Annotated in this window: 18 protein-coding genes; 4 read left to right on the top strand and 14 right to left on the bottom strand. The window is 44.0% G+C overall.

All coding sequences use genetic code 11. The annotated features are described in order from the left end of the window. Positions 1–30: 30 nt before the first annotated feature. From BC351_RS40990 to BC351_RS40965, 6 genes are all read right to left on the bottom strand, one after another. Positions 31–1,737: a putative 2-aminoethylphosphonate ABC transporter permease subunit gene (locus BC351_RS40990; RefSeq protein ID WP_144028707.1), complete on the bottom strand. Its 1,707-nt coding sequence runs from the start codon at positions 1,735–1,737 to the stop codon at positions 31–33. 14 nt (positions 1,738–1,751) lie between these two features. Beyond that, entirely contained in the window at positions 1,752–2,798 is a 1,047-nt protein-coding gene (locus BC351_RS40985) for an ABC transporter ATP-binding protein (protein WP_079421447.1), read from the bottom strand. Positions 2,799–2,829: 31 nt separating this feature from the next. After that, entirely contained in the window at positions 2,830–3,915 is a 1,086-nt protein-coding gene (locus BC351_RS40980; RefSeq protein WP_079421446.1) for a putative 2-aminoethylphosphonate ABC transporter substrate-binding protein, read from the bottom strand. A 370-nt stretch (positions 3,916–4,285) separates the two neighbouring features. Next, positions 4,286–5,203 carry an aldo/keto reductase gene (locus BC351_RS40975; RefSeq protein WP_079421445.1) on the bottom strand — a complete coding sequence of 306 codons (918 nt, stop codon included), beginning with the start codon at positions 5,201–5,203 and terminating at the stop codon, positions 4,286–4,288. 30 nt (positions 5,204–5,233) lie between these two features. Next, on the bottom strand, positions 5,234–6,871 hold the full coding sequence (locus BC351_RS40970; protein ID WP_079421444.1) for an AraC family transcriptional regulator: 1,638 nt from the start codon (positions 6,869–6,871) through the stop codon (positions 5,234–5,236). Beyond that, positions 6,843–8,630, bottom strand: coding sequence for a sensor histidine kinase (locus BC351_RS40965; RefSeq protein ID WP_079421443.1), 1,788 nt, complete (start codon positions 8,628–8,630; stop codon positions 6,843–6,845). Before BC351_RS40965 ends, BC351_RS40970 begins: the two co-directional genes overlap by 29 nt. A gap of 205 nt (positions 8,631–8,835) precedes the next feature. Here BC351_RS40965 and BC351_RS40960 point away from each other — a divergent pair, with 205 nt between their 5' ends. The 4 genes from BC351_RS40960 to BC351_RS40945 all read left to right on the top strand — a co-directional run bounded on the left by BC351_RS40960 (position 8,836) and on the right by BC351_RS40945 (position 13,121). Next, a complete protein-coding gene (locus BC351_RS40960; protein WP_079421442.1) occupies positions 8,836–10,263 on the top strand; it encodes an ABC transporter substrate-binding protein in 1,428 nt (475 codons plus the stop codon). A 71-nt stretch (positions 10,264–10,334) separates the two neighbouring features. After that, entirely contained in the window at positions 10,335–11,276 is a 942-nt protein-coding gene (locus BC351_RS40955; protein WP_079421441.1) for a carbohydrate ABC transporter permease, read from the top strand. A 14-nt stretch (positions 11,277–11,290) separates the two neighbouring features. Next, positions 11,291–12,133 carry a carbohydrate ABC transporter permease gene (locus tag BC351_RS40950; protein ID WP_079421440.1) on the top strand — a complete coding sequence of 281 codons (843 nt, stop codon included), beginning with the start codon at positions 11,291–11,293 and terminating at the stop codon, positions 12,131–12,133. A 58-nt stretch (positions 12,134–12,191) separates the two neighbouring features. Continuing rightward, positions 12,192–13,121 (top strand): dihydrodipicolinate synthase family protein, encoded by a 930-nt coding sequence (locus tag BC351_RS40945; protein ID WP_079421439.1) that lies wholly within the window; start codon positions 12,192–12,194, stop codon positions 13,119–13,121. An 80-nt stretch (positions 13,122–13,201) separates the two neighbouring features. On the opposite strand, the gene BC351_RS40940 is transcribed toward BC351_RS40945, so the two are convergent. From BC351_RS40940 to BC351_RS40905, 8 genes are all read right to left on the bottom strand, one after another. Further along, positions 13,202–13,798: a manganese efflux pump gene (locus BC351_RS40940; protein WP_079421438.1), complete on the bottom strand. Its 597-nt coding sequence runs from the start codon at positions 13,796–13,798 to the stop codon at positions 13,202–13,204. Positions 13,799–13,825: 27 nt separating this feature from the next. Beyond that, a complete protein-coding gene (locus BC351_RS40935; RefSeq protein ID WP_079421437.1) occupies positions 13,826–14,488 on the bottom strand; it encodes a bifunctional 2-keto-4-hydroxyglutarate aldolase/2-keto-3-deoxy-6-phosphogluconate aldolase in 663 nt (220 codons plus the stop codon). A gap of 13 nt (positions 14,489–14,501) precedes the next feature. After that, positions 14,502–15,476, bottom strand: coding sequence for a phosphotriesterase family protein (locus tag BC351_RS40930; protein WP_079421436.1), 975 nt, complete (start codon positions 15,474–15,476; stop codon positions 14,502–14,504). A gap of 123 nt (positions 15,477–15,599) precedes the next feature. Next, a complete protein-coding gene (locus BC351_RS40925) occupies positions 15,600–16,445 on the bottom strand; it encodes a carbohydrate ABC transporter permease (protein ID WP_079421435.1) in 846 nt (281 codons plus the stop codon). After that, positions 16,445–17,326: a carbohydrate ABC transporter permease gene (locus BC351_RS40920; RefSeq protein ID WP_079421434.1), complete on the bottom strand. Its 882-nt coding sequence runs from the start codon at positions 17,324–17,326 to the stop codon at positions 16,445–16,447. The genes BC351_RS40925 and BC351_RS40920 overlap by 1 nt, the downstream gene beginning before the upstream one ends. A gap of 87 nt (positions 17,327–17,413) precedes the next feature. Then, complete coding sequence (locus BC351_RS40915; protein WP_079421433.1) at positions 17,414–18,796, bottom strand: ABC transporter substrate-binding protein; 1,383 nt, start codon at positions 18,794–18,796, stop codon at positions 17,414–17,416. A 106-nt stretch (positions 18,797–18,902) separates the two neighbouring features. Next, complete coding sequence (locus BC351_RS40910; RefSeq protein ID WP_158082402.1) at positions 18,903–20,531, bottom strand: response regulator; 1,629 nt, start codon at positions 20,529–20,531, stop codon at positions 18,903–18,905. 5 nt (positions 20,532–20,536) lie between these two features. Further along, positions 20,537–22,327, bottom strand: a complete 1,791-nt coding sequence (locus BC351_RS40905) for a sensor histidine kinase (RefSeq protein WP_158082401.1) — start codon at positions 22,325–22,327, stop codon at positions 20,537–20,539. Between the last annotated feature and the right edge of the window lie 37 nt (positions 22,328–22,364).

Here is a 22,364-nt window from a genome sequence, read left to right as displayed (position 1 = left end):
ATAAGGCCTCCTTATATGATGTGGTAGTTGCTACGTTCTTCTCTGCCAAGCATCCGTCCTTTTCAACAAACGCCGGGACAAGTTCTCGTAGCCTAATCTGACAATGATATTCGCCAGCATGATCAGACTGGACATAGCTGCGGCAGCCGCCACGTCACCCGCATCGTCCATATTAACTATGGAAACGGAAGCAAGCTTGAAATCCGGCGAATATAGAAATACGACAGCCGAAATGGTTACCATCGCGTTGACAAAATAATACACAGCTATTTCCAATAAAGCCGGAAGCGATATCGGTACCGCAACACGGAAAAACAGGCGATATACCGGCGCCCCCATCGATTCCGAAACGATTTCGTATTCTTTATCCAACTGCTTCAGCGATGTTGTTGCGGTAACGAACGACACCGAATAGAAATGAATGATATTCGCCAGCACAATAATCCAGATCGTTCCGTATAGCCCATGCAAAGGGTTCTCCGGACGGTTGAAGAAAAATATATATCCAAGTCCGATCACCAACCCAGGCAAAGCTAACGGAAGTAAAGAAATAAAATAACCGATTTGCCGAACGGCTTTCCAGATCCTTAGCCTCTCAATAAGATAAGAATGTACAAACGCAATGACCGTACCGATGATAGCTGTTAGCAGCGCAACAAGCAGACTGTTCCAGAATGGCGTCAACCCGCCGGCAGATACGTTGGAGAAATCGTAATGTTTCAAAGTAACGCTCAAGTCATACGGCCACACCTTCACTAGTGAGGCGAAGAGTATTGTAAGCAGCAATACCACGATGCCTGAAACGATAATCGTACAGTAGGCCGTATACGCTAAATCACGCAGCCGACTAGGCTTGATTTGATATGGCGTCGATTTCACGGATACCATGGTCTTCTGCTTGCGTTCCACAAACCTGTCGATGAAAAATGCCGCTATTGCGGGAATCGTCAATAGGATGCCGATCACCGCACCCATAGACATGTTTTGCTGTCCTATGACCTGTTTATAGATGTCCGTCGGCAGCACGTTGTATTGGCCTCCTACTACCTTGGGAGCACCAAAGTCGGTAAAGCTGAGGGTAAAACAAACGAACAGCGAACCGATCAACCCGTATTTCATTTGAGGAAGTGTTATGGTAAGGAATTGTTTCCATTTCCCAGCTCCAAGCGTTTCCGCTGCTTCGTATAAGCGATAATCCGCAATGGAGAACGATACCATGAGAATTAAAAATGCCTGCGGAAACGTATAAATAACTTCAGATATAATAATTCCCGTGCTTCCATACAACTGAATATTCCATCCTGGCAGCAGTCCGAACAATCCTGTAGTCACTAGACCTTGGTTGCCGAATAAATAGGTCAATGCAATCCCATGCATCATCGTCGGTGCAAACAAAGGCAGCAGCGCGATGTAACGGAACCATCTAACGCCTGGGATTCTCGTGCGCTTCAATCCGTAAGCATAAAAAAACGCGCCCCCAACGGAAATCAATGTAGTAATGAGAGAAACATAAATCGAATGCCCTGCCGATCTTGACAATGCAGGAGTTGATAAATATTTGGAAAAATGGGCTAGACCTACCCATTCCTCCTGTTGATTGTGGAATGCTTTAACAAACAAATCGCCCAGAGGCAGCAGGATGGATATCGTCATTATGGCCAGCATACAGATCAACAACAAACGAATAAGCCATCCTTCTACTCCCGCTTTTTGCCTTGTCTTTGCTTTAAATAACATACTTCGCTTACTCCTCATTTACTTACCGCCATTTCAAGCGATTCCTCGGCCAACTCATCGTGATCTTCGAAAAAAATCATTCTCTCTTCAGGAATAACGACAGTACATTTGTCACCTTTATCCAACTTCAAATGGTGAAATTCTTCAGCCGATACATCGATGTTCAAAGGTTGTCCCGCTTCGATTCGCGGGCCTTTCAGCATAGTCTGCACCGTAAGCCGGTAGAAGGAGCCTCGAAATTCAATCGATCTTAGAATAACGTGAATTCCTCCTTCCATAGGACGCGATACGATCCGGATATGCTCAGGACGAACAGATAACAAATAATTATCCTTTCGCATAAAATTCATAGTTCCGATAAAGTCAGCGACGAAAGGTGTCTTTGGCCGATCATAGATGTCCTTCGGCGTTCCGATCTGAATGACTTCCGCATGATTCATCACAATGATGCGGTCGGCCATGGTCAGAGCTTCTTCTTGGTCATGCGTCACCATGACCGTCGTAATGCCAAGCCTTTTCTGCAGGTCACATATCTCCTGCCGCAGCCTGTGGCGTACCTTGGCATCAAGGGCCGACAAAGGTTCATCCAATAGTAGAACATCGGGCGATAACGCGATCGCCCTCGCCAATGCAACACGCTGCTGCTGTCCGCCGGAAAGCTGTGCGGGATAACGATCCCGCGCCTGGCTTAGTCCGACCATCTCCAGCATTTCTTCCACTTTTCTATGAATTTCCTGTTTTGTCATGCCTCTTCCCTTTAAACCGTAAGCAATATTCTCAAACGCCGACAGATTGGGAAACAAAGCATACGATTGAAATACAATGCCAAAATTGCGGTTTGCAGGGGGGACGTATGTCAAATCCTTCCCATTCATAACGACAGAACCGGAATCAGACAATTCTAGCCCAGCAAGTATGCGAAGCAGCGTCGTCTTACCGCAGCCGCTTGGTCCCAACAGGCATACGAATTCACCTTTTTGGATGCCTACTTGGACTTCTTTCAAAGCATGAAACTTGCCGAACGATTTACTTATCTTGTTTATCATCAAGTAGTCTGTCATAATGTCCTACCCTTCATTTAAGGAAACCTGATTACTTCTTACTTTCGCTCTTAGAATCGAAGCGTTTTTGCCACTCGGCAAGAATGCCGTCACGTTCTTTGGCCATCGTATTCAAGTCGTTTTTAATCAACTGTTTCACAGGATCTTTTTCATAGCCTTCTGGAATTTTATTGCCTTCAGTTTTCACGCTGATAATCGCATAATTTTTGTTATATTCCTTCATTGCATCTTCGCTTATCGCCCAATCAAGGAATTCTTTGGCGATTGGTTTGAGCGCTTTTTTCTTAATGAGTCCGTTGGCCTCAACATCCCAACCAGATCCTTCTTTCGGGAATACGACTTGAACGGGAGCTCCGCCTTTCTTCTCGGTAATACCACGATAGCCGAAAGAAATTCCTATCGGGTATTCACCGGTACCTGCCATTTTGGAAGGCTTGGAACCGGATTGCGTATACATGCCGATATTGTCGTGCAGTTTGTCCATGAACGTCCAAGCTTTATCTTTGCCCATTAATTGCACTAGCGCACTGACTGTCAGGAAGCCAGTACCCGAGGCAGCTGGATTTGGCATCGTAATTAAACCTTTATATTCTGGCTTCACCAAATCCTCATACGATTGGGGGATCGACAAATTGCGTTTTTCCATCTCTTTGGTATTCACAACGAAAGCAGTCTCCCAAGCATCGATCCCAACCCAAGTCGGCGGATTGGCTGTATCTTTAAACTCTGGAACGACACGCTCCACGCCTTTTGGCGCATAAGGTTCCAACATACGATTTTGATTCAGCACAAGCAAACTGGTAGCAGCCGTACCCCAGACGACATCAGCCTGTGGATTATCTTTTTCAGCCAACAATTTAGCCGTTATAACACCAGTGGAATCGCGAACGATATTAATTTTGAGATCAGAGTGAGCTTTTTTGAACGTTTCCAAGTACGATTTGATCTGATCATCCTCGAGCGCCGTATAGATCGTCAGCTCTTTGTTGTTGACTTCAGCTTGTCCGGCGTCAGCCCCTCCCGGTTTGCCCGATGTTGTGGTTTTGTTCGTCCCACATCCCACAAGAAGTGATGCCAACAACGTTACTGCAACAGAAAGCTTAAGTACTTTTTTCATTTACTATCTCTCCCTTTTTTTGCTAAATGTCAATTTCTTTTCAGTTTAAATGTACCTTAGTTTTGTTAACGGATCGTCATTTCTGTGTAAACAATTGATTAATTTTGTTGTTTTTTCTTTTTAAATGTTGTTAATTGTTGAATTTAACCCTGTAGAACACAGAACAAACGGTAGCAGAAACCAACGCAAACCAACGCCATTATCACAACCATCACTGTTACCAATGGAACCAAAAAAAGATGACCCCTGTCCAATACCAGGAATCATCTTCTTAGTTTAATATAGGAATACTGCCCTTTAGCTAAGCACATATAGGAATCTGCTGACTGCGCGGCAGCTCCTATTTTGACAAATGATCAATCTCCTTATTTCAGGGAAGTTTATTTCCAGCTGCTAAATAAAGTTCATACCATTCTTGCTTGCTTAGCGTAATTTCACTCGCTTTTGCCATTTCTGCTACTCGCTTTGCATTGGTAGTTCCCAAAACCGGCTGCATCCGTGCCGGATGCCGGAGCACCCATGCGATTGCAACCGCTGCGCTCGTCACTGATTTCTCTTCGGCTAGCCGACTTAAGATCTTGTTCAACTCCGGATAAAGATCGCTATTCAAGAACGTTCCTTCAAAAAAACCATATTGCAGCGAAGACCACGTTTGAATCGTCATGTCTTTCACTCTGCAATACTCCAGAATGCTGCCGTCACGATTCATGGAGGCATCATTACTCATATTGACATTAAGCCCCGCATCGACCATGCCACTGAATGCCAAACCAAATTGCAACTGGTTGACTATCAGCTTCTGATTCAAGTAGCGGTTTAGCAATTCAATCTGCATAGAATGATGGTTGCTGACCCCGAAATGACGGACTTTCCCACTATGATGCAACTGATCGAAAGCTTCGGCGACTTCCTCAGGTTCCATGAGCGTATCAGGCCGATGCAGAATAAGCACATCCAGATAATCTGTATTCAAGCGATGCAAGATCCCCTCTACGGAAGATACAATATATTCTTTCGAAAAATCGTAATAGCCTTTCCGTATCCCACATTTCGATTGAATTACTATTTCCTCGCGAGCAATGGGCAGCTTACCAACAGCCTTCGCAAAAACTTCTTCTGACCTGCCATTTCCATAAATATCGGCATGATCAAACAAGTTAATTCCTGCGTCAAGTGCAGCGCCGATTAATTGAGCAACCTCTGAGGGTTCCATTTCCGCAATTCGCATACAGCCAAGGGATATCTCCGATGTTGTTAAATCACTTTTTCCAAGAGCCAATTGTTTCATACGAGTCTACTCCATTTCATGATTAAGATTTTATACTTTCTGAGCAAAACTGTTCCTATATTGTTGCGGCGTTTCTCCTAAATATTTTTTGAAGGAATAGCTGAAATACTGAGAATTTTCATATCCCAAATCTTCGGAAATATCCATAATCTTCATTTTGGTGCTTTCCAACATTTTTTTAGCATGATTCATCTTCATTTCTATGATAAATTCATTTATTGTTTGTCCAGTCTCCCGTTTGAAGACCGCACAAATATAGGTAGGAGACATAAATACCTCGCTCGCAATCTCTGTGAGGGAAATATTATCTTTAAAATGCTGGTTCACATAGCGTTTAATACGTTCAACTAAGGTATTATGCTTTTTGTTGTATTTAGCGCTATAGTAGTCGGCAATGCAGATTAACATCTTGCTGACATGCGGCTTGATTTCTGAAATGGACTCAACCCTCATGATCGATTGCAAAGAAACCATGTAGTTTGCATTCACTTCCTCCACTTCATCTTCGGTTTCACAGATTTCGCGGTGAGCATCAATCACTAATTCCAGAAAGCGGCCTCGGATATATTCCTGAGAAAATTGATTTACTTTTGAAAGCAGTGAGTAATATTCTTCAAACAATTTTATTACTTTGGGACATTCGCCCAGTTTAATTTCAACTAGCAGAAGCTTCTGCAACTCATTCAATCTGGCACTATGATTCAAATCGCTTATTTTATCAATCGTGTTGGAGTCGATAATATCATTAATATGAATAATGGAATTATTGCCGGTATAAAACTTGTAGCTTACAGCATTGCAAGCGCAACGATAGGATAGATTAGCCGTTTTGACGCTCACACAATTTCCAATGCCAATAGAAAGCGAAATATCCTCGAAATCAATCAGCAGTTGTTCAACTCCCTCAAAGATTTGATTCATTTTCTCTTCATAACCGTACTCCTCACTAAAAATAATGACAAATTCATTATCTTTTGTTGAAAAGCAAATGCCTGCTTGAAAGTTATTTAATGTTTGTTCAATGATATTTTTAATGGAAAAGTTAAAAAACTGTATGCGCTCAACGCCTTCTCTTCTCACCCGATGTTCGTACTCATCCATTTTAGCAACAGCGACGGTGATGTCGTGCGTAATTTTAAACGGCAGATTGAAATACACTAAACGTTCTTGAAGATCGTCGTCGCTTTCCATCCCCTCCAAAATAAGATTGGTTAGAAATTTATCCCGCATTAAAGACATGTTCTCTGAAAGCTGCGACGTGAGCCGCTGAATGACCTGTTCGCGTTGAAACTCCATCTCAATGGTATCCCGTGCTTTTTTCAAGACAGAGATCACTTCTTTAAGCTGAATGGGCTTAAGAATATAACCAGCTGCTTTCACATTTAGCGCCAGCCTGGCATAGTCAAAATCTTGTACACCGCTGATTAAAATGATTTTCGTTGGAATGTCCTGTTCCACAAGCTCCAACGCCACGTCCAACCCGCTGCAAAATGGCATCTGTATATCCGTTACCAGAATATCCGGTCGGTGTTCTAGGCATAAGTCCAGTGCCTTCCTGCCATGATCGGCAATTCCAACTACTTGCATGCCCAAATCGGCCCAAGGAATGGAATCATTCAAAATTTCGGTGACTAGGCAATCATCGTCTGCTAGAACTACTGTTAACATCGTTGTCCTCCGAGGTATAATTCTTAGGAATCAGAACTTCGACCGTGATTCCTTCGGTCCTATTTCGCGTGTATCTAATCCCATAGGATTCTCCGAAAGTGCTTTGGAGACGCCGATGGACGTTTCGAATCGCAAATGAATTTTCTCTGGATTCCGTGGATTCCAGCAGCTGATTAAGCTCTTCTACGTCAGCGCCGACGCCGTTATCCGTAATGAGAATGACAATCTTGTCATCCACTTGCTTGGCGGATATCCTAATCTCCAATTGACCCTTATCAGGATGAAAACCGTGAATGATTGAATTCTCAACTAAAGGCTGAATGATTAATTTCACGATTCTGCTTCTCCGGAACTCGCGTGGTATATCGATACCATAACGCAACTTCGAACCGAACCACATGGATTGGATTTCTAAATAGCTATGGGTATGGTTGATTTCCTCTTCAAGCGTTATGATAGCACGTCCTTTGCTCAGCGAGTAGCGATAGAAATTCGCAAGCGATTTGATCATATTGCTAATGACCGGCGTATTATATTTGATGGCATACATATTAATCGAATCTAGCGTATTGTATAAAAAATGCGGATTGATTTGAGCTTGCAGAAATCGGAGCTGGGCATCCTTGGCAAGCAGCTCGGCGTTTTGCTTTTTCAAATCGCTAATCGTTAATTTCTCGATTAAATCTTTGATCTGACCGATCATTTGCTTATATTGCCGTATCAAATACCCGAATTCATCTTTTTTATTATATTTAAGGTTAATATCAAAATTATTCCCTTTTACCGTGCGCATAGAGGCAACCAGCTTCGTAATCGGACTGGAGATATAACGCGAGAGAAAGAAAGCCGCTAGAAGCGCCGTCGTCATACAAATCACGAGGATAACTACAACGATTCGCGTCAATCGAATCTGATCTGAATTAATTTCTCTTAAATTCGTAATATTCAATATTCTCCAGTCGATATTATCCATCATCTTGGAGGTTACGAGCACTTTGCCCCCATCCGAATCCATAATTTGCGATTGACCATAATTCAAATTTAGTTTCTGAATAAAGCTTTCTTCAACCTTAGATAACGGGTCGCTGCTCAAAATAATTTGATTGTTAGGGTCCAAAATATATAGTTTACTCTCTGGTGAGGGCTTGTAGTTTGAAAGCACACTATTGATTGACTTATTTTCCAGCTCAATTTTAACCAAAGCCGCATATTCATATTTATCCGCATTCTTTAAACTGAATATTCGCCTTGCCACTATGATATGATCGTGATCAGGACGAGCTTCTATCACAAAATTTTTACTTTTGCTGTTCACATACCACGGTTCATTCTCAACCTTAGAAATATCTTGAACCTTAGAAGAAATATCATACTTTTGGTATTCCGGCCTGTTGATTAAATAGATCGTAGGGACGATCGCTGAAATCGGGGAGGCATAATAGTTGGACAAATAGTAACTGTCTAATGCGCGATCCAACTTAATAATCTGTTTGACATTATCGGATAAATCCTGTGTCGGGCTTTCGCCTACCACCTCTTGAATCATCGGATTTAACGAGATTAAAGTGGTCATCTCATTGATGAATTCCAGCCTCTCTTGCACAATTAATCGCGCGGAATCCAAATTTTTCTCAATGAGCTCATTCATCTTCTTATTAATAATTCCGGTTGACCCCATATATACAATGACCGTGATAATAACAGAAGGCACTAAAATAGATGCAAGGAAATACAACACCAAACGATTACGAATATTCATACGTGTTTTCCACTGGCGCTGGCCCCTTTCCAATTAATCGCCGTGCAAGTTCAGTATAACAACAATACTAAAATAGCCACAAGATAGCGCATACAACTGCATAACATTTTTAACTTTTTCCCTCAAGTTTTTATATTTTATTGCGTTTATAAACTTGCTAACATAAATACGAAAGCGCTTCACAATACTAAAAGGGGGCTACAATTTGAGAACGAACTTTACTAAATCGCAATACCGTCTTAGTCTTGCATGCCTGTGCGGTGTATTGGTTACCACTGTTTTAGCTGGCTGTACCAACAGTTCGTCTAACACAAGCAATTCTCCAAGCAGCAGTGCAGGAGCTGCATCCGGGACAAAAATGGAAACCGTTAGGGTGTGGACGAATGATGCTTCGTACAAACCCGTTATGGATCCCATTGTTGATAACTACAACAAAGGCCAAGGCTTAAAAGACGGAATCAATATCGAATACAAAGTATATGGAAGCAACTATGATGACGTGTTAAAGGTTGCACTTGCAGCCGATCAAGCTCCTGAGCTTTATAAATTTGTCGGCACAGTCAAAGAGCCATTTATTAAATCAGGCTGGATGCTCCCGATTGACGATCTGCCAGGAGGCAAAGAATTCCTAGGTACTTATAAGGACATTTTGATTAAAGGATATACCACGTTTAACGATAAATCCTACAGCGTTCCTTATAAAGTATTGACCACGAAGTTTATGTACAACAAAGATTTGCTGAAGAAGTCAGGATTTACCACCCCGCCTGCAACATGGGATGATGTCGTTGCCTATGCAAAGAAAATTACACAAGACAATAAAGGCAGCGCTTACGGATACGGCGTACATTTGAAAGATTCTGCTTCATCAGGAAAATGGTACTTTGCTACTCAGTTTGCAAGTTCAGTTGGAAATATGGGCTTCGACTTTGCTACCGGTAAATTCACCTTTACAAACTTTACAGATAATATCCAGAAAATACTCCAAATGAAGGCAGATGGAAGTATATTCCCCGGCGGGGAAGGCATGGATAACGATTCGCTTATGGCGCAATTCGCTGCGGGAAGAATCGGGATGCTGCCAGGGGTGAATTGGGATGTCACTGCACTCGATAAGTTTTGGAAAGAAACCGGAACGAAATTCGAGCTTGGTGTCACTGATACCCCCGTTCTGAACCCAGCAGATAAGCATAAAAACTATGCTCAGATCGCAGATGTACTCTGTGTGGGACCTAGCGCCAAAAAAATGCCTGAGAAAGCGATGAAGGTGTATGCCTTGTTCCATAGCGATGAGGTTCTGAAAGCGATTCAAAATAACGAAATCGATTTCGTCGCAAGACAAGATATTCAAGCTCAGGCGCCTTCAAGCTTCAAAAAGGCGGGAACTGCAGAATTCGGGAATACGTCTAATTCCTATTTTGCTCCCACTCCACCCGACGGCGTCATAACCATTGAAGGGCAGCCATACCAAAATACAATTATCAATTTGATCGCTGGGCCGGCAAATGCAGATGTTTCGAAAGTGCTTACCGATTTGACCAATCGGTATAACACAGCGCTTAATAAGGCGGTTGCAGGCGGACTGGATCTTAACTTGTATGTGAACAAAGACTGGAACACCAAGTCAAAGTAACATTAGACTATACCAATTGAAAGTATGGCAAAGCCATACTTTCAATTCTCAAGAAAGGAGGCATCACACTTATGAATGGTATTTCACGTGGGAATGCAGCTCGGAAATATTTCACTTCAAATCGTAAAGATACCATGCAAGCCTATTTGATGCTGGCTCCAATGCTCATTGGATTTGCCTTATTTACGATCTACCCGATGCTATGGCTTATTCGATGGTCATGGTTTGACTACAACGGCATCTCAACGGCAAAGTTCATTGGGTTTGATAACTACGTTCGTGCCTTTATGCGGGACAGCCATTATTGGCAATCACTGCTGAATACATCGTTCATTGTTGTGGTCAAATTCGTACTTGAAATTCCCCTTGCCCTGTTTCTTGCTGTTGTATTGAACAGTAATAAAAAAATCAATTCCTTGTTTCGAACCATCTTCTTTTCTCCGACCATCGTCAGTACAGCCATTGTCGGCATTGTTTTCTTCTTAATGTTTGAGCCTTTTCAAGGCGCAGTTAATCAACTGCTGAAATCCGCTAACATTATCGATGCCCCCATTAATTGGTTTGGAGACAAATGGCTTGCTGATATTGTCATTGTTATCGCTAGTGTCTGGAAAGGTTTTGGTGTTAACATGATCTTCTTTATTATGGGTCTCCAAAACATTCCTCAAGATATTTACGAATGTGCGGATATTGACGGGGTAACCAAATGGAAAAAGTTTAGCCATATTACCCTGCCTATGCTTGCTTCTACAGGGAAAGTCGTGATGATGCTCTTCATCGTAAATAGTATAAAAATGTCTGATCTGGTCTTGGTCCTAACCAATGGACAGCCTGGCGGTTCAACAGAGGTTGTGATGTCGTATACCTTTAAGTTTTTCTTCTCCTATGGGGCAGCGGACATGGTTAGCCAATACGGATATTCTTCAGCGCTTGCCGTCATAACAGCCATCATACTGTCAATCGTGGTGGGTCTGTATATGACCCTTACCAAAAATGTCGGAGATCATTATTAAGGAGAATTGGAAGAATGAAAACTAGAAAAGCAATTGAAGCCATCCCCCTCTATTTCTTTCTGATTCTGCTCGCCATAGTCGTGATATTTCCGATCTTTTACGTTGTCATTAGTTCGATGAAAAACACGGCAAGCATATTAACGTCTACCTCGTTTTTTCCTGAAACGATTACATTTAAGAACTATGTAAAAGCTTGGAACTTGTCTAATTTCAAAGTTTACGTATGGAACAGCATCTATATGTGTGCGTTCATCGTCATCGGGACGATCTTCACTTCCATCTCTGCGGGCTATGTGTTCTCACGCGGCCATTTTATAGGCAAACGTCTGCTGCTTGCTCTAATTACGTTCTCCATGTTCATTTCTGCCGGCAGCTTATATCTCTATCCGCAGCTGAATATTGCCAAAATGCTGCATTTGAACAACTCGCTATGGGGCGTAATTATTATCTACATTTTCGGAATCAATGTTACGAATCTTTATCTAGCCAAAGGATTTATCGACGGGATTCCTAAGGAGATCGACGAAGCAGCCAAAATGGACGGCTGCAGCTTTTTTAGAATTTTCTACAACATCATTTTCCCACTGACCAAGCCTCTTATCGCAACCGTCGGCTTGTTGGCCTTTATGAATTCGTGGAACGATTACCTGCTGCCTATGGTCTTTACCTTGGGGAATCCAGACAAGCAGCCTCTCGTCGTTGGCATTGTGTCCATGAAGACCTCCGGAGAGTCCGTGACCTCCTGGGATCTGATGATGGCAGGCACCGTCATGTCGGTCTTGCCAATGTTAGTTGTATTCATTGCCTTAAATAAATATTTTGTCGCTGGACTGACTAGCGGAGCGCTTAAAGGCTAATTGTTCATTTGGTATGTTGCTTCCTAACATATAAAACTATAAGAATGGAGAGATTACGATGCAAAACAAATTGATGACAGGGGTTCTCCCTGCACTGGTCACACCTTTGGATCACGAAGGGAATGTCAAGACGGAGCTGGCTCCAGCTTTAATTGACATGTACGTCAACCAACAGGCGGATGGCTTGTACATGCTGGGGTGGACAGGTGAGGGGCAATATTTAAGTGTGGAAAAAAGAAAACAATGGGCCGAAGCGGTATTAAAAGCTGCCGAGCATAAACTGCCTATTTTCGTTCACGTCGGGTACAACGAGAATTTAGAAGATTCAATTGAACTCGCTGCACATGCCGCAGAGCATGGCGCGTATGCCGTAGCATCTGTTGGTATCTCTGAACAAGCCACATTGCAAGATAACGTCGATTACTTCAAACGTATTTCTACTGCCGCTCCAAACACCCCCTTCTATATTTACTGGGTATCTATGGGGAAAACACTGACTGGAGGGCAAAGCATCGATCCTTCGCTGCTCCTCGAGGCTATGGAAGAAGTTCCTACTTTTCGCGGCATTAAATTCACAGACAACAACTTTTATTTCTTAGAAAGATTCAAAAAATATCGTCCAGATCTTAACATTTTGACTGGAGCTGACGAACTAGCTATTTGTTCGCAGCTTATGGGAGCCGATGGCAATATCGGAGCTCTGCAAGCCGTTACTTGCTATCATCATAAAGTGATTATGGAAAAAATGAGCGCAGGCCTCTACGATGAAGCACGGGAACTTCAATATCGCGCCAATGAAGTCACGGAGGCGTATTCAAAGGCCGCAATCGGAAATTTACCAGGAATCAAATTGTTAATTGAAGAAATTTTCCACATTCCTGTTGGTTACTGTTCACCGACCGGCCCCTTTCATGGTGTCTATCATACCAACGAGACGGCGACTGAACTTATTGAAACTTATAGGAAAAATATCCTGGTTAGAGCCTAATCATGTTTTCTAAAAGAACATAAAACCAGCCCCAATACCTGTGAGGTACTGGGGCTACAATCCCTGGTTTGCTTTAAGCATTATACAAACACTTCATACAATCCAATCAGAACTAAAAGAATACCCCCTAATCGATTAAACCATTTGCCAAGCCATGTTCTAGCTATTTGCTGACCCGTTCGAACTCCAATATGTATGGTTAGTAGCGAGAATATACCTATGGATATCGTCGTCATGAATGGAGATAATCCGGTCACCCCAGCTCCAAACCCACCTACAGTACAATTTAGCGCAAGCGCAATTCCGAGAGTAATAGACTCCTTCCAAGAAATTACTTTATCTCCATCCCGATCCGCTATATTGGGACTATGAAGTAAAGAAGTGATTCCTTGATGACGATGCTGTACCGAGCTCATTTTCAAATCCGCCTTGATTGCAAAAAGTCCAATAATTACGAGTAGGACGCCCCCACTCCAGTTTGTAATATCGCTAGGAATGTATTGTGAAATTACATCGCCCAAGGTAGTAGAGATATAAGAAGCAATCATCGAAAGAATTGCAATAACCAAATTCGATATAAAAGGAACCCTGGTAGAGCGAGCACCAAATGAAAGACCAATCCCTAAATTATCCAGGTTGGCAGCGATACCAATTCCTATAATTGAAAACCAATGCATTTCCCTACCTCCATGCAAGCCCAATGATCAGATAGGCACTGCCAGTCCATTGGATTGAGCCTTCTTAATCAACGCCATATAGGCTAGAGCAGTATCCGTAATAGCCTGGTAATTACCCGTTTTGGCTCCCGCAGTCAAGCTTCCTCCAACGCCAACTGCGACAGCTCCCGCCTCCATCCATTGCGATACATTCTGGATAGTCACGCCGCCAGTTGGCATAAGCTGAGCATGAGGCAGCGGACCTTTGACTGCCTGAATAAAGGCTGGCCCGAACAACTCACCTGGGAACACCTTAATGATATCAGCCCCAGCTTCCAAACATTCGGCGACTTCTTTAATCGTCATTGCTCCTGGCATGATCGGCACTCGATAACGGTGGCAGAGCGTCACTGTGTCGATATTCAAATAAGGGCTCACGATGTACCGCGCTCCAGCCAGAATAGCGGTTCTGGCGGTTTCAGCATCCAGCACTGTGCCAGCTCCAATCAGGCATTCATGCGGATCAAACTTTCGGGCGAGCGAGGCGATAATTCTCTCCGCACCAGGTATAGTGAAGGTGATTTCAATGGCCTTAATACCGCCAGCCATGCATGCAATCGCAATCTGCTCAGCTTGCTTCTCATCCTCTGCCCTTACTACAGCGACTAGACCGCTTTGTTTGATTTTAGCTATAATCAGTTCTTTTTCCATGATGAAATGCCTCCTAATTAGCCGATATGGGTTTGCTTGCTTTCAAGGCAAACGCGTTTGCCGGGTTATCCGTCATCATTAAGCGAATTTGTTCATTGCTGACCCCGTTGTGTTTCAATAAAGGAATAAAGTGCCGGCTAATAAAATCCAAGCCTATTTTCCCACCGTAGCTTTTCATGCGTTCCCGGGTCGTATCAAGGCCCAGTAAAACTCGCTTCTCCAGCCCCCAGTCCATCATTTGATGAATAAGACGCGCTTCTTCCTCATCCGAGTGGTACTTGTAGCGAGCAATCGTATCATACTCCAGATAAACACCCATTTCCCCAAGTTTACGGTGCATGGCTAAATGGTCCAGCTTTCGATCTAAATGGCAGATGATGATTTGCCCGGCAGGAACTCCAAGCTCTAAGTACATATTCACCAAAGTTTCAGCCTGAGTATAGGATTCAATATGGCAAAGAATAGGTGCGCCTGTATGGATTGCGGCATAAGCAGCAGCGTGAAACCACCTTTTATCAGGATCGTTCATTCGCTCCTCATCCATGGCGGTTTTGATCACACCTGCTTTGGCCGTCATGCAGCTATTCGGTTCATCGAGGTCTGTGCGAAGGAACATGCCTTCTGTAAGCTCATGAACGAATAGGTCAAATAGTCGGTCCTGTTCATATTTTCGTATCCAATGGTCATCCCGGTAAAAGCTAAGTTTGTGAAAGCCCGTCGAAGCAACGATATGAGTGTCTGTGCGAATCGAGGCTTCCAGTAGCCACGATTCGATTCTCCCACAGCCTAAAGGCTGGGCATCAACAATAGCTCGGCCTCCGCAGCTTTGGAAGAGAAGCAGTTCCTCTACACTTTGGTGGTAATCGTCAAGGCACAGGGCCGGATTTAATGAAGAAGGCTGCCCGGGAGCGAGAAACAAATGTTCATGGCTGTGGCAGAAACCGAAGTCCTGCATGGCGACAGGGCCTCTTACTGTTTGAATAGGCATGCAAAGCTAAACCTCCCCGTCCATGGAATTTCTCTTTCTAATGAAAAAGCCGTCCTTTCGGCTGATAGCCTTATGGACAGCTTGGGCATTGAATGCTAGCGGTACCTTAATAGCACAAACCTTTCAGCCCTTAACGGCTCCAGCAGTCAAGCTGCTCGTAATTTGTTCTGTGAAAATCATGTATAGGAGAACAGAAGGGAGCGCGATCACAGTCATTACTGCGAATTGAGCAGCATAATTGGACGCATATTCACCAGTAAACTGAATTAACGAAAAGGGTAATGTTTTATACGTGTCTGTTCGTATGAAGGTAACCGCCATAATGAATTCGTTCCAAGTGTTTAGGAAGGCCAGAACGGCAACAGACGAAATCACGGGTTTGGATATTGGAATAATGATGCGAAAAACAACGCCCAGCAAGTTTAGCCCATCAATAACGGCAGCCTCCTCGATTGCCCGAGGTGTGGTTTCTAGAAATCCGATAAAGATAAACACACTTAAAGGGATTAGAAAAGCAATATTTGGTAAAATAAGGGCGAAATAGGTATCGATTAATTTGATTTTATTGAATATGAAGAAATTCGGCAAAAGCGTTGAATACAGCGGTACAATCATACAAATCATGACAAGGCCAGCCAAATATTTATTCCATTTCCAGTCGATTCTTGCGATCACATAGCTGAGCATCAGCGAAACGATGACGGTCACCGCGATAACGACAACAGCAACAATCGCACTGTTCAGCAGGTAAGCGGGCACGTGTCCGAGCTTAAACGCGTCGGCATAATTTTTCCATTGGAAAGGGCTCGGCCATTTTAAAATGTTGCTGCCGAAGAAATCACCGCTTTTTAGCAGCGAGAAGTTGATCATCCAAATTAATGGGAATATTTGTGCGATCGCTACTAGAGCCAAACTTATATAAAAGATTATCTGCACCAATTGTGTATAAGGCTTGGATAAGGTCCTCATTAGAATTCACCTACATCTTTCTTCAGCAAGCGATTCATCAACAGTGTCAGGAGCAGGCAGAAGAACACGAACAGAACGGAGATCGCACTTCCGTAACCGAATAGCCCGTCGCGGAACGCCTTGGAATATAAATACGTCGCCAGAAATTGTGTGCTGTTGGCAGGTCCGCCTCCAGTCATCAAGAAGACCGTCTCCATCTGTTTAAATCCAGCAACGACGGCGAGAACGAAGTTAATACGGATGACAGGTGACAACAGCGGAAGCACGACCCGCAAATTGTACTGCCATTTGTTGGCGCCATCAACGACTGCCGCCTCGTACAACTCTGACGGAATGCCTTTGATTCCTGCATAGTAGAGCAGATAAGCATAACCAAAACCTTGCCACATCGCCACGAAGATAATGGAGTAAATAGCGATATCCGGGTTCCCTAACCAGTCCTGCTTCCAAGAAGACAACCCGATGTCAGCCAGAACCCGATTAAGCAGCCCATATTGAACCGACAAAATGCTCACCCACATTTGCGAGGTCACGAACGTCGAGATAATGGACGGAATGAAAATGACTACACGCAGGAAACGTTCCCACCTGCCGGTATGAGGGGTAACAATCGCCATCAAGATGGCCAGGGGATGCTGCAGCAGGATGAACGCTATGCCCAGTAAGACTGCATTGCGAAGCGAACTCCAGAACACAGGATCATGGAAGAAAATTTCTTTGTAATTGTCCAAACCGAGGAAGAGATAGTCTACCCCGTCATAATTCGTGAAGCTTAGATAAAGCGCGACCAGAATAGGCAATAAAATCAATCCGAGAATGAATACCAGCCCCGGCATGATTAACACAGCAATATTCCGTTTCTCCATCCAAAGTTTGTTCATGTTCCTCCACCACTTCCAATTCTCTCTGTGAAAGGGAGCAAAACCCTCAACTATGCTTTGCTCCATGTTCCGTTTCCAACTATTGAATTATGGATTCAACTCTTTGTTTGATTTTTCGGCAATAACGTCGATGGATTCAGCAAACTTCTCAGGTGTTGACTTGAGCGCCAACAGCTCTGTAATGGCATCCAGGTAGCCCTTGGATGTGGAAGCAGAGAAACGATCCTGCGAGTTCGCTCCGCTGAACACTTTGGCCGACTTGAGAATATTCGTCAGATCCTTTTGAATTTGGGTTTCCTTGCCCGTGTTGAACTCATCATAGGATTGTGCCGGGAACGTAATGCCATTCTGCCAAACGGTTTTGGACCAATTCTCTTTTTTGAACATCCAGATGGCAAATTTCTTGGCTTCACCGGAATTTTTGGATTTGCTGGATACACTGTATCCGCCGCCAAACCAGGCCAGAAGATCGGTTGTCGGACTTTTGCCATCATCAGAAGCTGGGTACGGAATGGCGATCATGTTGCTGCGCACATCATCCGGGAAGTTCGTATCGGTCGAAACCCCCATTTCCCATTGGCCCATCAAGTACATGGCAGCTTTGCCTTGTCCGAACAAGTTTCTAGCTGCTCCGTAATCCAAGTTCAGGAAGCCTTCGCCGAATACGCCGCTTTTCACCATATCCTGCAATTTCTTCGCTGAGGTAATGACAGCTGGATCCTTGAAGGAGCCAGAGCGATCAATCGCTTTATGATACAAGTCGAAACCGCCGGATTGACGCGCTACAACAGCATCAAACAGTAAGCCCAACGGCCATGAATCTCTTCCATCCAGCGCTATCGGCACAACATTGGTGCCTTTCAATTTCTCAGCAATTTTGAAAAGATCGGCTTCTGTTTTAGGAGGCTCCAATCCATGGTCGGCAAGCACTTTTTTATTGACATACAGGACCAAAAAGTCCGTATTTTTAGGGATTCCATAAATCTTATTGTTCAACGTGAAAGAATCGAATGCCGCATCGATAAATCCTTGACCAGCGAAATCCTGCTTGGTGAAGCTGACAAGCGCATTGTTCTTAACCAAAGGTCCGAGATAGCGTGCGCCCCCCCACATCATCGTGACATCCGGGAGAGTATCCGAAACGTTATAAATTTTCAGCTTATCTTGGAACTGAGGATCTGGAGAAAGCGTTTCCACTGATATCTTAATAGAAGGATTTTCTTTCATATACTGGTCAATTAATAGCTGCTCCGCTTTCCCTTGACCACCTCCGCGATCCGGGTTGTTGCTGAAAAACTTAATTTCGACCTTCTGACCGCTCTCTGTCTTTTTATCTGCGTTAGGCGTGTTGGTCGCGCTTGGGGCTTTGTCTGTCGTGCTGCTTGACCCTGCTTGATCCGGTTTCCCGCAAGCCGTAACGAGGCTGGCAAACATCACAATGACCGTAACCGTATTAAGAAACTTTTTCAAAAGAACCCCTCCATATCATTTAATCTTGCATCAGCGCTGTAATTTCATTATAAAACAGGCTCATTGGGGGCATAACCTATGATTCTTCGGTAAAGCTGTATGTTTATTAGGAGCCATTTTGTTTTTTGTACTGGGAGGGCAGCATTCCCGTCCATTTTTTGAAAAAGCGGACAAAATGCGCTTCATCGTAATACCCGACCTCACGTGCTACCGTGTAGACTTTCCCATTATCTTGTTTGAGCAAAAGCTTCGCTTTATCTATTCTGAACTGGTGCAAATAGTCGAGAAAATTAATCCCCATTTCCTGGCGGAATAACGTTGACAAGTGAGATTGGGATATGAAAACTTCTTCGGCAATCGATTTCAGCGTCAAATTCGTCATATATTTGTCCTCTATCAGGGATAGCACATATTTAATAGTCTTATGAAGCGGTTTTTGTGTATTTCTAAGCTCAACGAATTTCTGAATAACAACCGTCAGCAGCGTTGACAGTTCCTCGAACGTTTCTTGGCACTGCACCTGCTCGGCATAGGCTTCGAACTGCTCTACATACAATTTGGCGGAGTCCCCGTTTGCAGCTTTAATTTCCTTAATCAGCGAGTCAATTAATGAGTAGGTATGCAAATGAATCCGTTGGATGGAAAGATCCTGCTCCCGGAACGTATTCAGCCATTCCTCCACCTCTATGACAAAATCCGAAAAATTGCTTGAAGCGATGTTCTCGCGAATACGCCGTTCAAAATCAGCGAAATCCTCCTGAAATTTAGAAGCATCCCCTGCAGATGACTCCAGCTCCTTGGCCTCCGATGCGATAAACAAGCCGTTTGCTCCATGGAAAAAACGACGCGACAGCGCTTCCTTTGCCTTCCGATAAGAGTGGCCAATCTCAGCCAGACTAGTCGCTGATCCCACACCAATGCTTACGCTCACTTTTAAAAATACGGCTAAATTGCGCTGTATCCCTTCAAGACTCATCTGAATTTCCGTATGAGTCATTGCTTGCGGCGCATTGGCAATCAAGATGAATTGATCCTCAAGCGTCAGCAGCTCGTGCTTGCCCGTGAAGAGGTCTCCAATACTTTCTTCCATGATGTTCGAAGCCGCGTAACGGATGAGTGCCAGGTCGGCATCCCGATAGGCTAGGGTCTTTAATTCCTTGGTATCGAACCGGAATACAATAACCAAAGCCGGATTGTTCACTAGCCTAATCCCGTATTCAGCGATTTCCTCCAGACAATTTCCCACGTTTTGCGGATCGGTGGATCGCAGCCACTTCATTAACCTATCTTCTTTGATCGTTTGGATATTGGCATTCCACTGCCTTTCCAATCGACCAAACTGGGAATCTTGGCTCCGCTTGCCAACTAATTTACCTTTGGCTCGCACAATAGCCTCTAAGACCTGCTTGGGGTTGCAAGGTTTAAGAATATAATCGAGCACGCCAAGTTTGACAGCCTGCTGGGCATATTCAAATTCGCTGTGTCCAGTTAAAAGCACTGGAATGAGATCCCAGCTTCGCTTGGATATTTCCTCAATGAGTTCCAGTCCGGACATGATCGGCATGCGGATATCCGTAAGAACAATATCCGGCCTATCAGCCTCCATCATCTCCAATGCTCTGAGGCCATTGGAGGCGGTCCCTGTAATGAGGATGTCCTCGGACTCCCAATCGATCATCGTGAGAATGCCTCCGCGAAATTCCGGCTCGTCTTCAACGATAAACAATTTATGCATGACCCTCATTCCTCTCTATAATGAGCATCGCTCATATCTACTTTTAATTTGACCGATGTGCCGAAGTGAAGCCGGCTATTGATTTCAATAGCGATCCCTTTTCCGAAATGATTCTGTAATCGCTCCCTCATGTTCAGCAAGGCAAAGCCGCCTTCAATGTCCGCAGAACCGGTTCGCTTCTCCATGAGAACCGCCATTCTTAGTCTCTCGAGTGTATCCGGCGCCATCCCCATGCCATTATCCGTAACTTCGAAAATGAGCTGCTGACCCTCTTCACGGATGGAGAGATGAATAAAGCCCTGCCCCTCCATCTGCTCGATCCCGTGGACCACAGCATTTTCGGCAAGCGGCTGCAGAAGCAGCTTAGGCACACGGAACTGCCGGAGATGCTCCTCCACTTCAATCGAATAAGTTAACTTATCGCTAAAGCGAATTTTGCTGAGAAAAAAATAATTTTCAACAATCATAAGCTCCTTCTCGATCGTTATGACATCCGCGCCCTGGCTCAAATTAAAGCGGAAAAATTCAGACAATCTTTGAATCATATCGGCCGTCTTTTCAGCACCTTCACGATATGACATCCAGGTAATCGAATTCAGCGTATTATAGAGAAAATGAGGATTGATCTGCGATTGCAGCATCCTGAGTTCAGCCTCTTTTTGCGATATTTCGGATTCATATACATCTTGAATCAATTCCTTGATTCTCATAACCATCGTATTGTACCCTTTGCCAAGCTGGCCAATCTCATCTCTTAGCTCAATCTCAACGTGCTGTTGGAAATCTCCGGCTTGAAATTCCCGCATCGATCTCAGAATCCGCATCAACGGATTGGAGAAGAGTCTGGAGAGAAGCCAGCTAAGCGGCACGTTAATAAGTAGAATCATCACAACAAAGCCAATAGTCAACCAACGAATTTGATTCAGCTGCTTAAGCTCCTCGATCTTAGGCTGGATCACAAGCACATGCCAACCCGTCGCTGCAGAAGCAGTATGTGTGATCAGCCATTGTTTCTCGTTCTTGTCCCAATCCACTTTGCTGAACGGCACATGATTATAATAAGGCAGCTCCGTAAACGCACGGCCGCTCCACTTGCCGTCGGAATCAGAGAGGATCGTTCCGTCCTCATTAATTACGATAATTTCAACGTTATCACGTGCGGGACCAAACGATTTGCGGAAGTCCTCTTCAGTCATGCCTATGAGCATCAACCCTTCCTTCTTGAGGCTTTCCGGATTCACGAGCACTTTGCTGTAGAATACCTTCCTGCGCTGGTCGCCGATAAACAGCTTCATCGGACCTTCCTCCACTCCCCAAGCGCCTTTGACAACCTGGGAAACCGTTTGAACATAAATCCCGCTCGTTTTGTATGCCTCATAGCTAATAATTTCGTTATTATTCAAGCTATTAAATTTAATCGTAGGATGATTGTCAGAAAAAATCAGGAGGGATTGGAAAAATTGCCGGGTGCTTAGCAGTCGGTTAATCATCGAGTTGACCACCTGAGCGGAATTGTAGCTGGCCTCTGGAGAGAGCAAGTCGTGCAGCTCTGACGAAAGCGACAAATAACTGTAAATATCATAAATATCTTTGGCCAAGTAATCCAAATGGGATACCGTTTGTGAGGAAATGTTGTTTTGCGCTTGAGCAATTTTATCCAGCACTTGGTTCGAAGCGGTCACATAAGAGATGAATCCGATGCTTCCAGCCGAGACAATTAATAATGGCATGAACCAGATTTGAAACTTTAAACGGATCGGGAGCTCTAGATATGCTTTCCTGATTCTCGCCAACATGATGTTCCCTCCCATTTTTACTGCGCGAAAGATAGTT

Origin of the sequence: Paenibacillus ferrarius (assembly GCF_002027705.1) — a bacterium.
Lineage (GTDB): Bacteria > Bacillota > Bacilli > Paenibacillales > NBRC-103111 > Paenibacillus_E > Paenibacillus_E ferrarius.
Note: the sequence above shows the minus strand (reverse complement) of the source record. Positions and strands in the feature narration are given on the sequence as shown.

Bases quoted from the DNA above. Each gene is read 5' to 3' on its own strand.
- BC351_RS40970 (WP_079421444.1), bottom strand. From the start codon at position 6,871: ATGTTAACAGTAGTTCTAGCAGACGATGATTGCCTAGTCACCGAAATT.
- BC351_RS40930 (WP_079421436.1), bottom strand. From the start codon at position 15,476: ATGCCTATTCAAACAGTAAGAGGCCCTGTCGCCATGCAGGACTTCGGT.
- BC351_RS40925 (WP_079421435.1), bottom strand. From the start codon at position 16,445: ATGAGGACCTTATCCAAGCCTTATACACAATTGGTGCAGATAATCTTT.
- BC351_RS40975 (WP_079421445.1), bottom strand. From the start codon at position 5,203: ATGAAACAATTGGCTCTTGGAAAAAGTGATTTAACAACATCGGAGATA.
- BC351_RS40990 (WP_144028707.1), bottom strand. From the start codon at position 1,737: ATGTTATTTAAAGCAAAGACAAGGCAAAAAGCGGGAGTAGAAGGATGG.
- BC351_RS40945 (WP_079421439.1), top strand. From the start codon at position 12,192: ATGCAAAACAAATTGATGACAGGGGTTCTCCCTGCACTGGTCACACCT.
- BC351_RS40980 (WP_079421446.1), bottom strand. From the start codon at position 3,915: ATGAAAAAAGTACTTAAGCTTTCTGTTGCAGTAACGTTGTTGGCATCA.
- BC351_RS40940 (WP_079421438.1), bottom strand. From the start codon at position 13,798: ATGCATTGGTTTTCAATTATAGGAATTGGTATCGCTGCCAACCTGGAT.
- BC351_RS40920 (WP_079421434.1), bottom strand. From the start codon at position 17,326: ATGAACAAACTTTGGATGGAGAAACGGAATATTGCTGTGTTAATCATG.
- BC351_RS40950 (WP_079421440.1), top strand. From the start codon at position 11,291: ATGAAAACTAGAAAAGCAATTGAAGCCATCCCCCTCTATTTCTTTCTG.
- BC351_RS40910 (WP_158082402.1), bottom strand. From the start codon at position 20,531: ATGCATAAATTGTTTATCGTTGAAGACGAGCCGGAATTTCGCGGAGGC.
- BC351_RS40905 (WP_158082401.1), bottom strand. From the start codon at position 22,327: ATGTTGGCGAGAATCAGGAAAGCATATCTAGAGCTCCCGATCCGTTTA.
- BC351_RS40965 (WP_079421443.1), bottom strand. From the start codon at position 8,630: ATGAATATTCGTAATCGTTTGGTGTTGTATTTCCTTGCATCTATTTTA.
- BC351_RS40955 (WP_079421441.1), top strand. From the start codon at position 10,335: ATGAATGGTATTTCACGTGGGAATGCAGCTCGGAAATATTTCACTTCA.
- BC351_RS40985 (WP_079421447.1), bottom strand. From the start codon at position 2,798: ATGACAGACTACTTGATGATAAACAAGATAAGTAAATCGTTCGGCAAG.
- BC351_RS40935 (WP_079421437.1), bottom strand. From the start codon at position 14,488: ATGGAAAAAGAACTGATTATAGCTAAAATCAAACAAAGCGGTCTAGTC.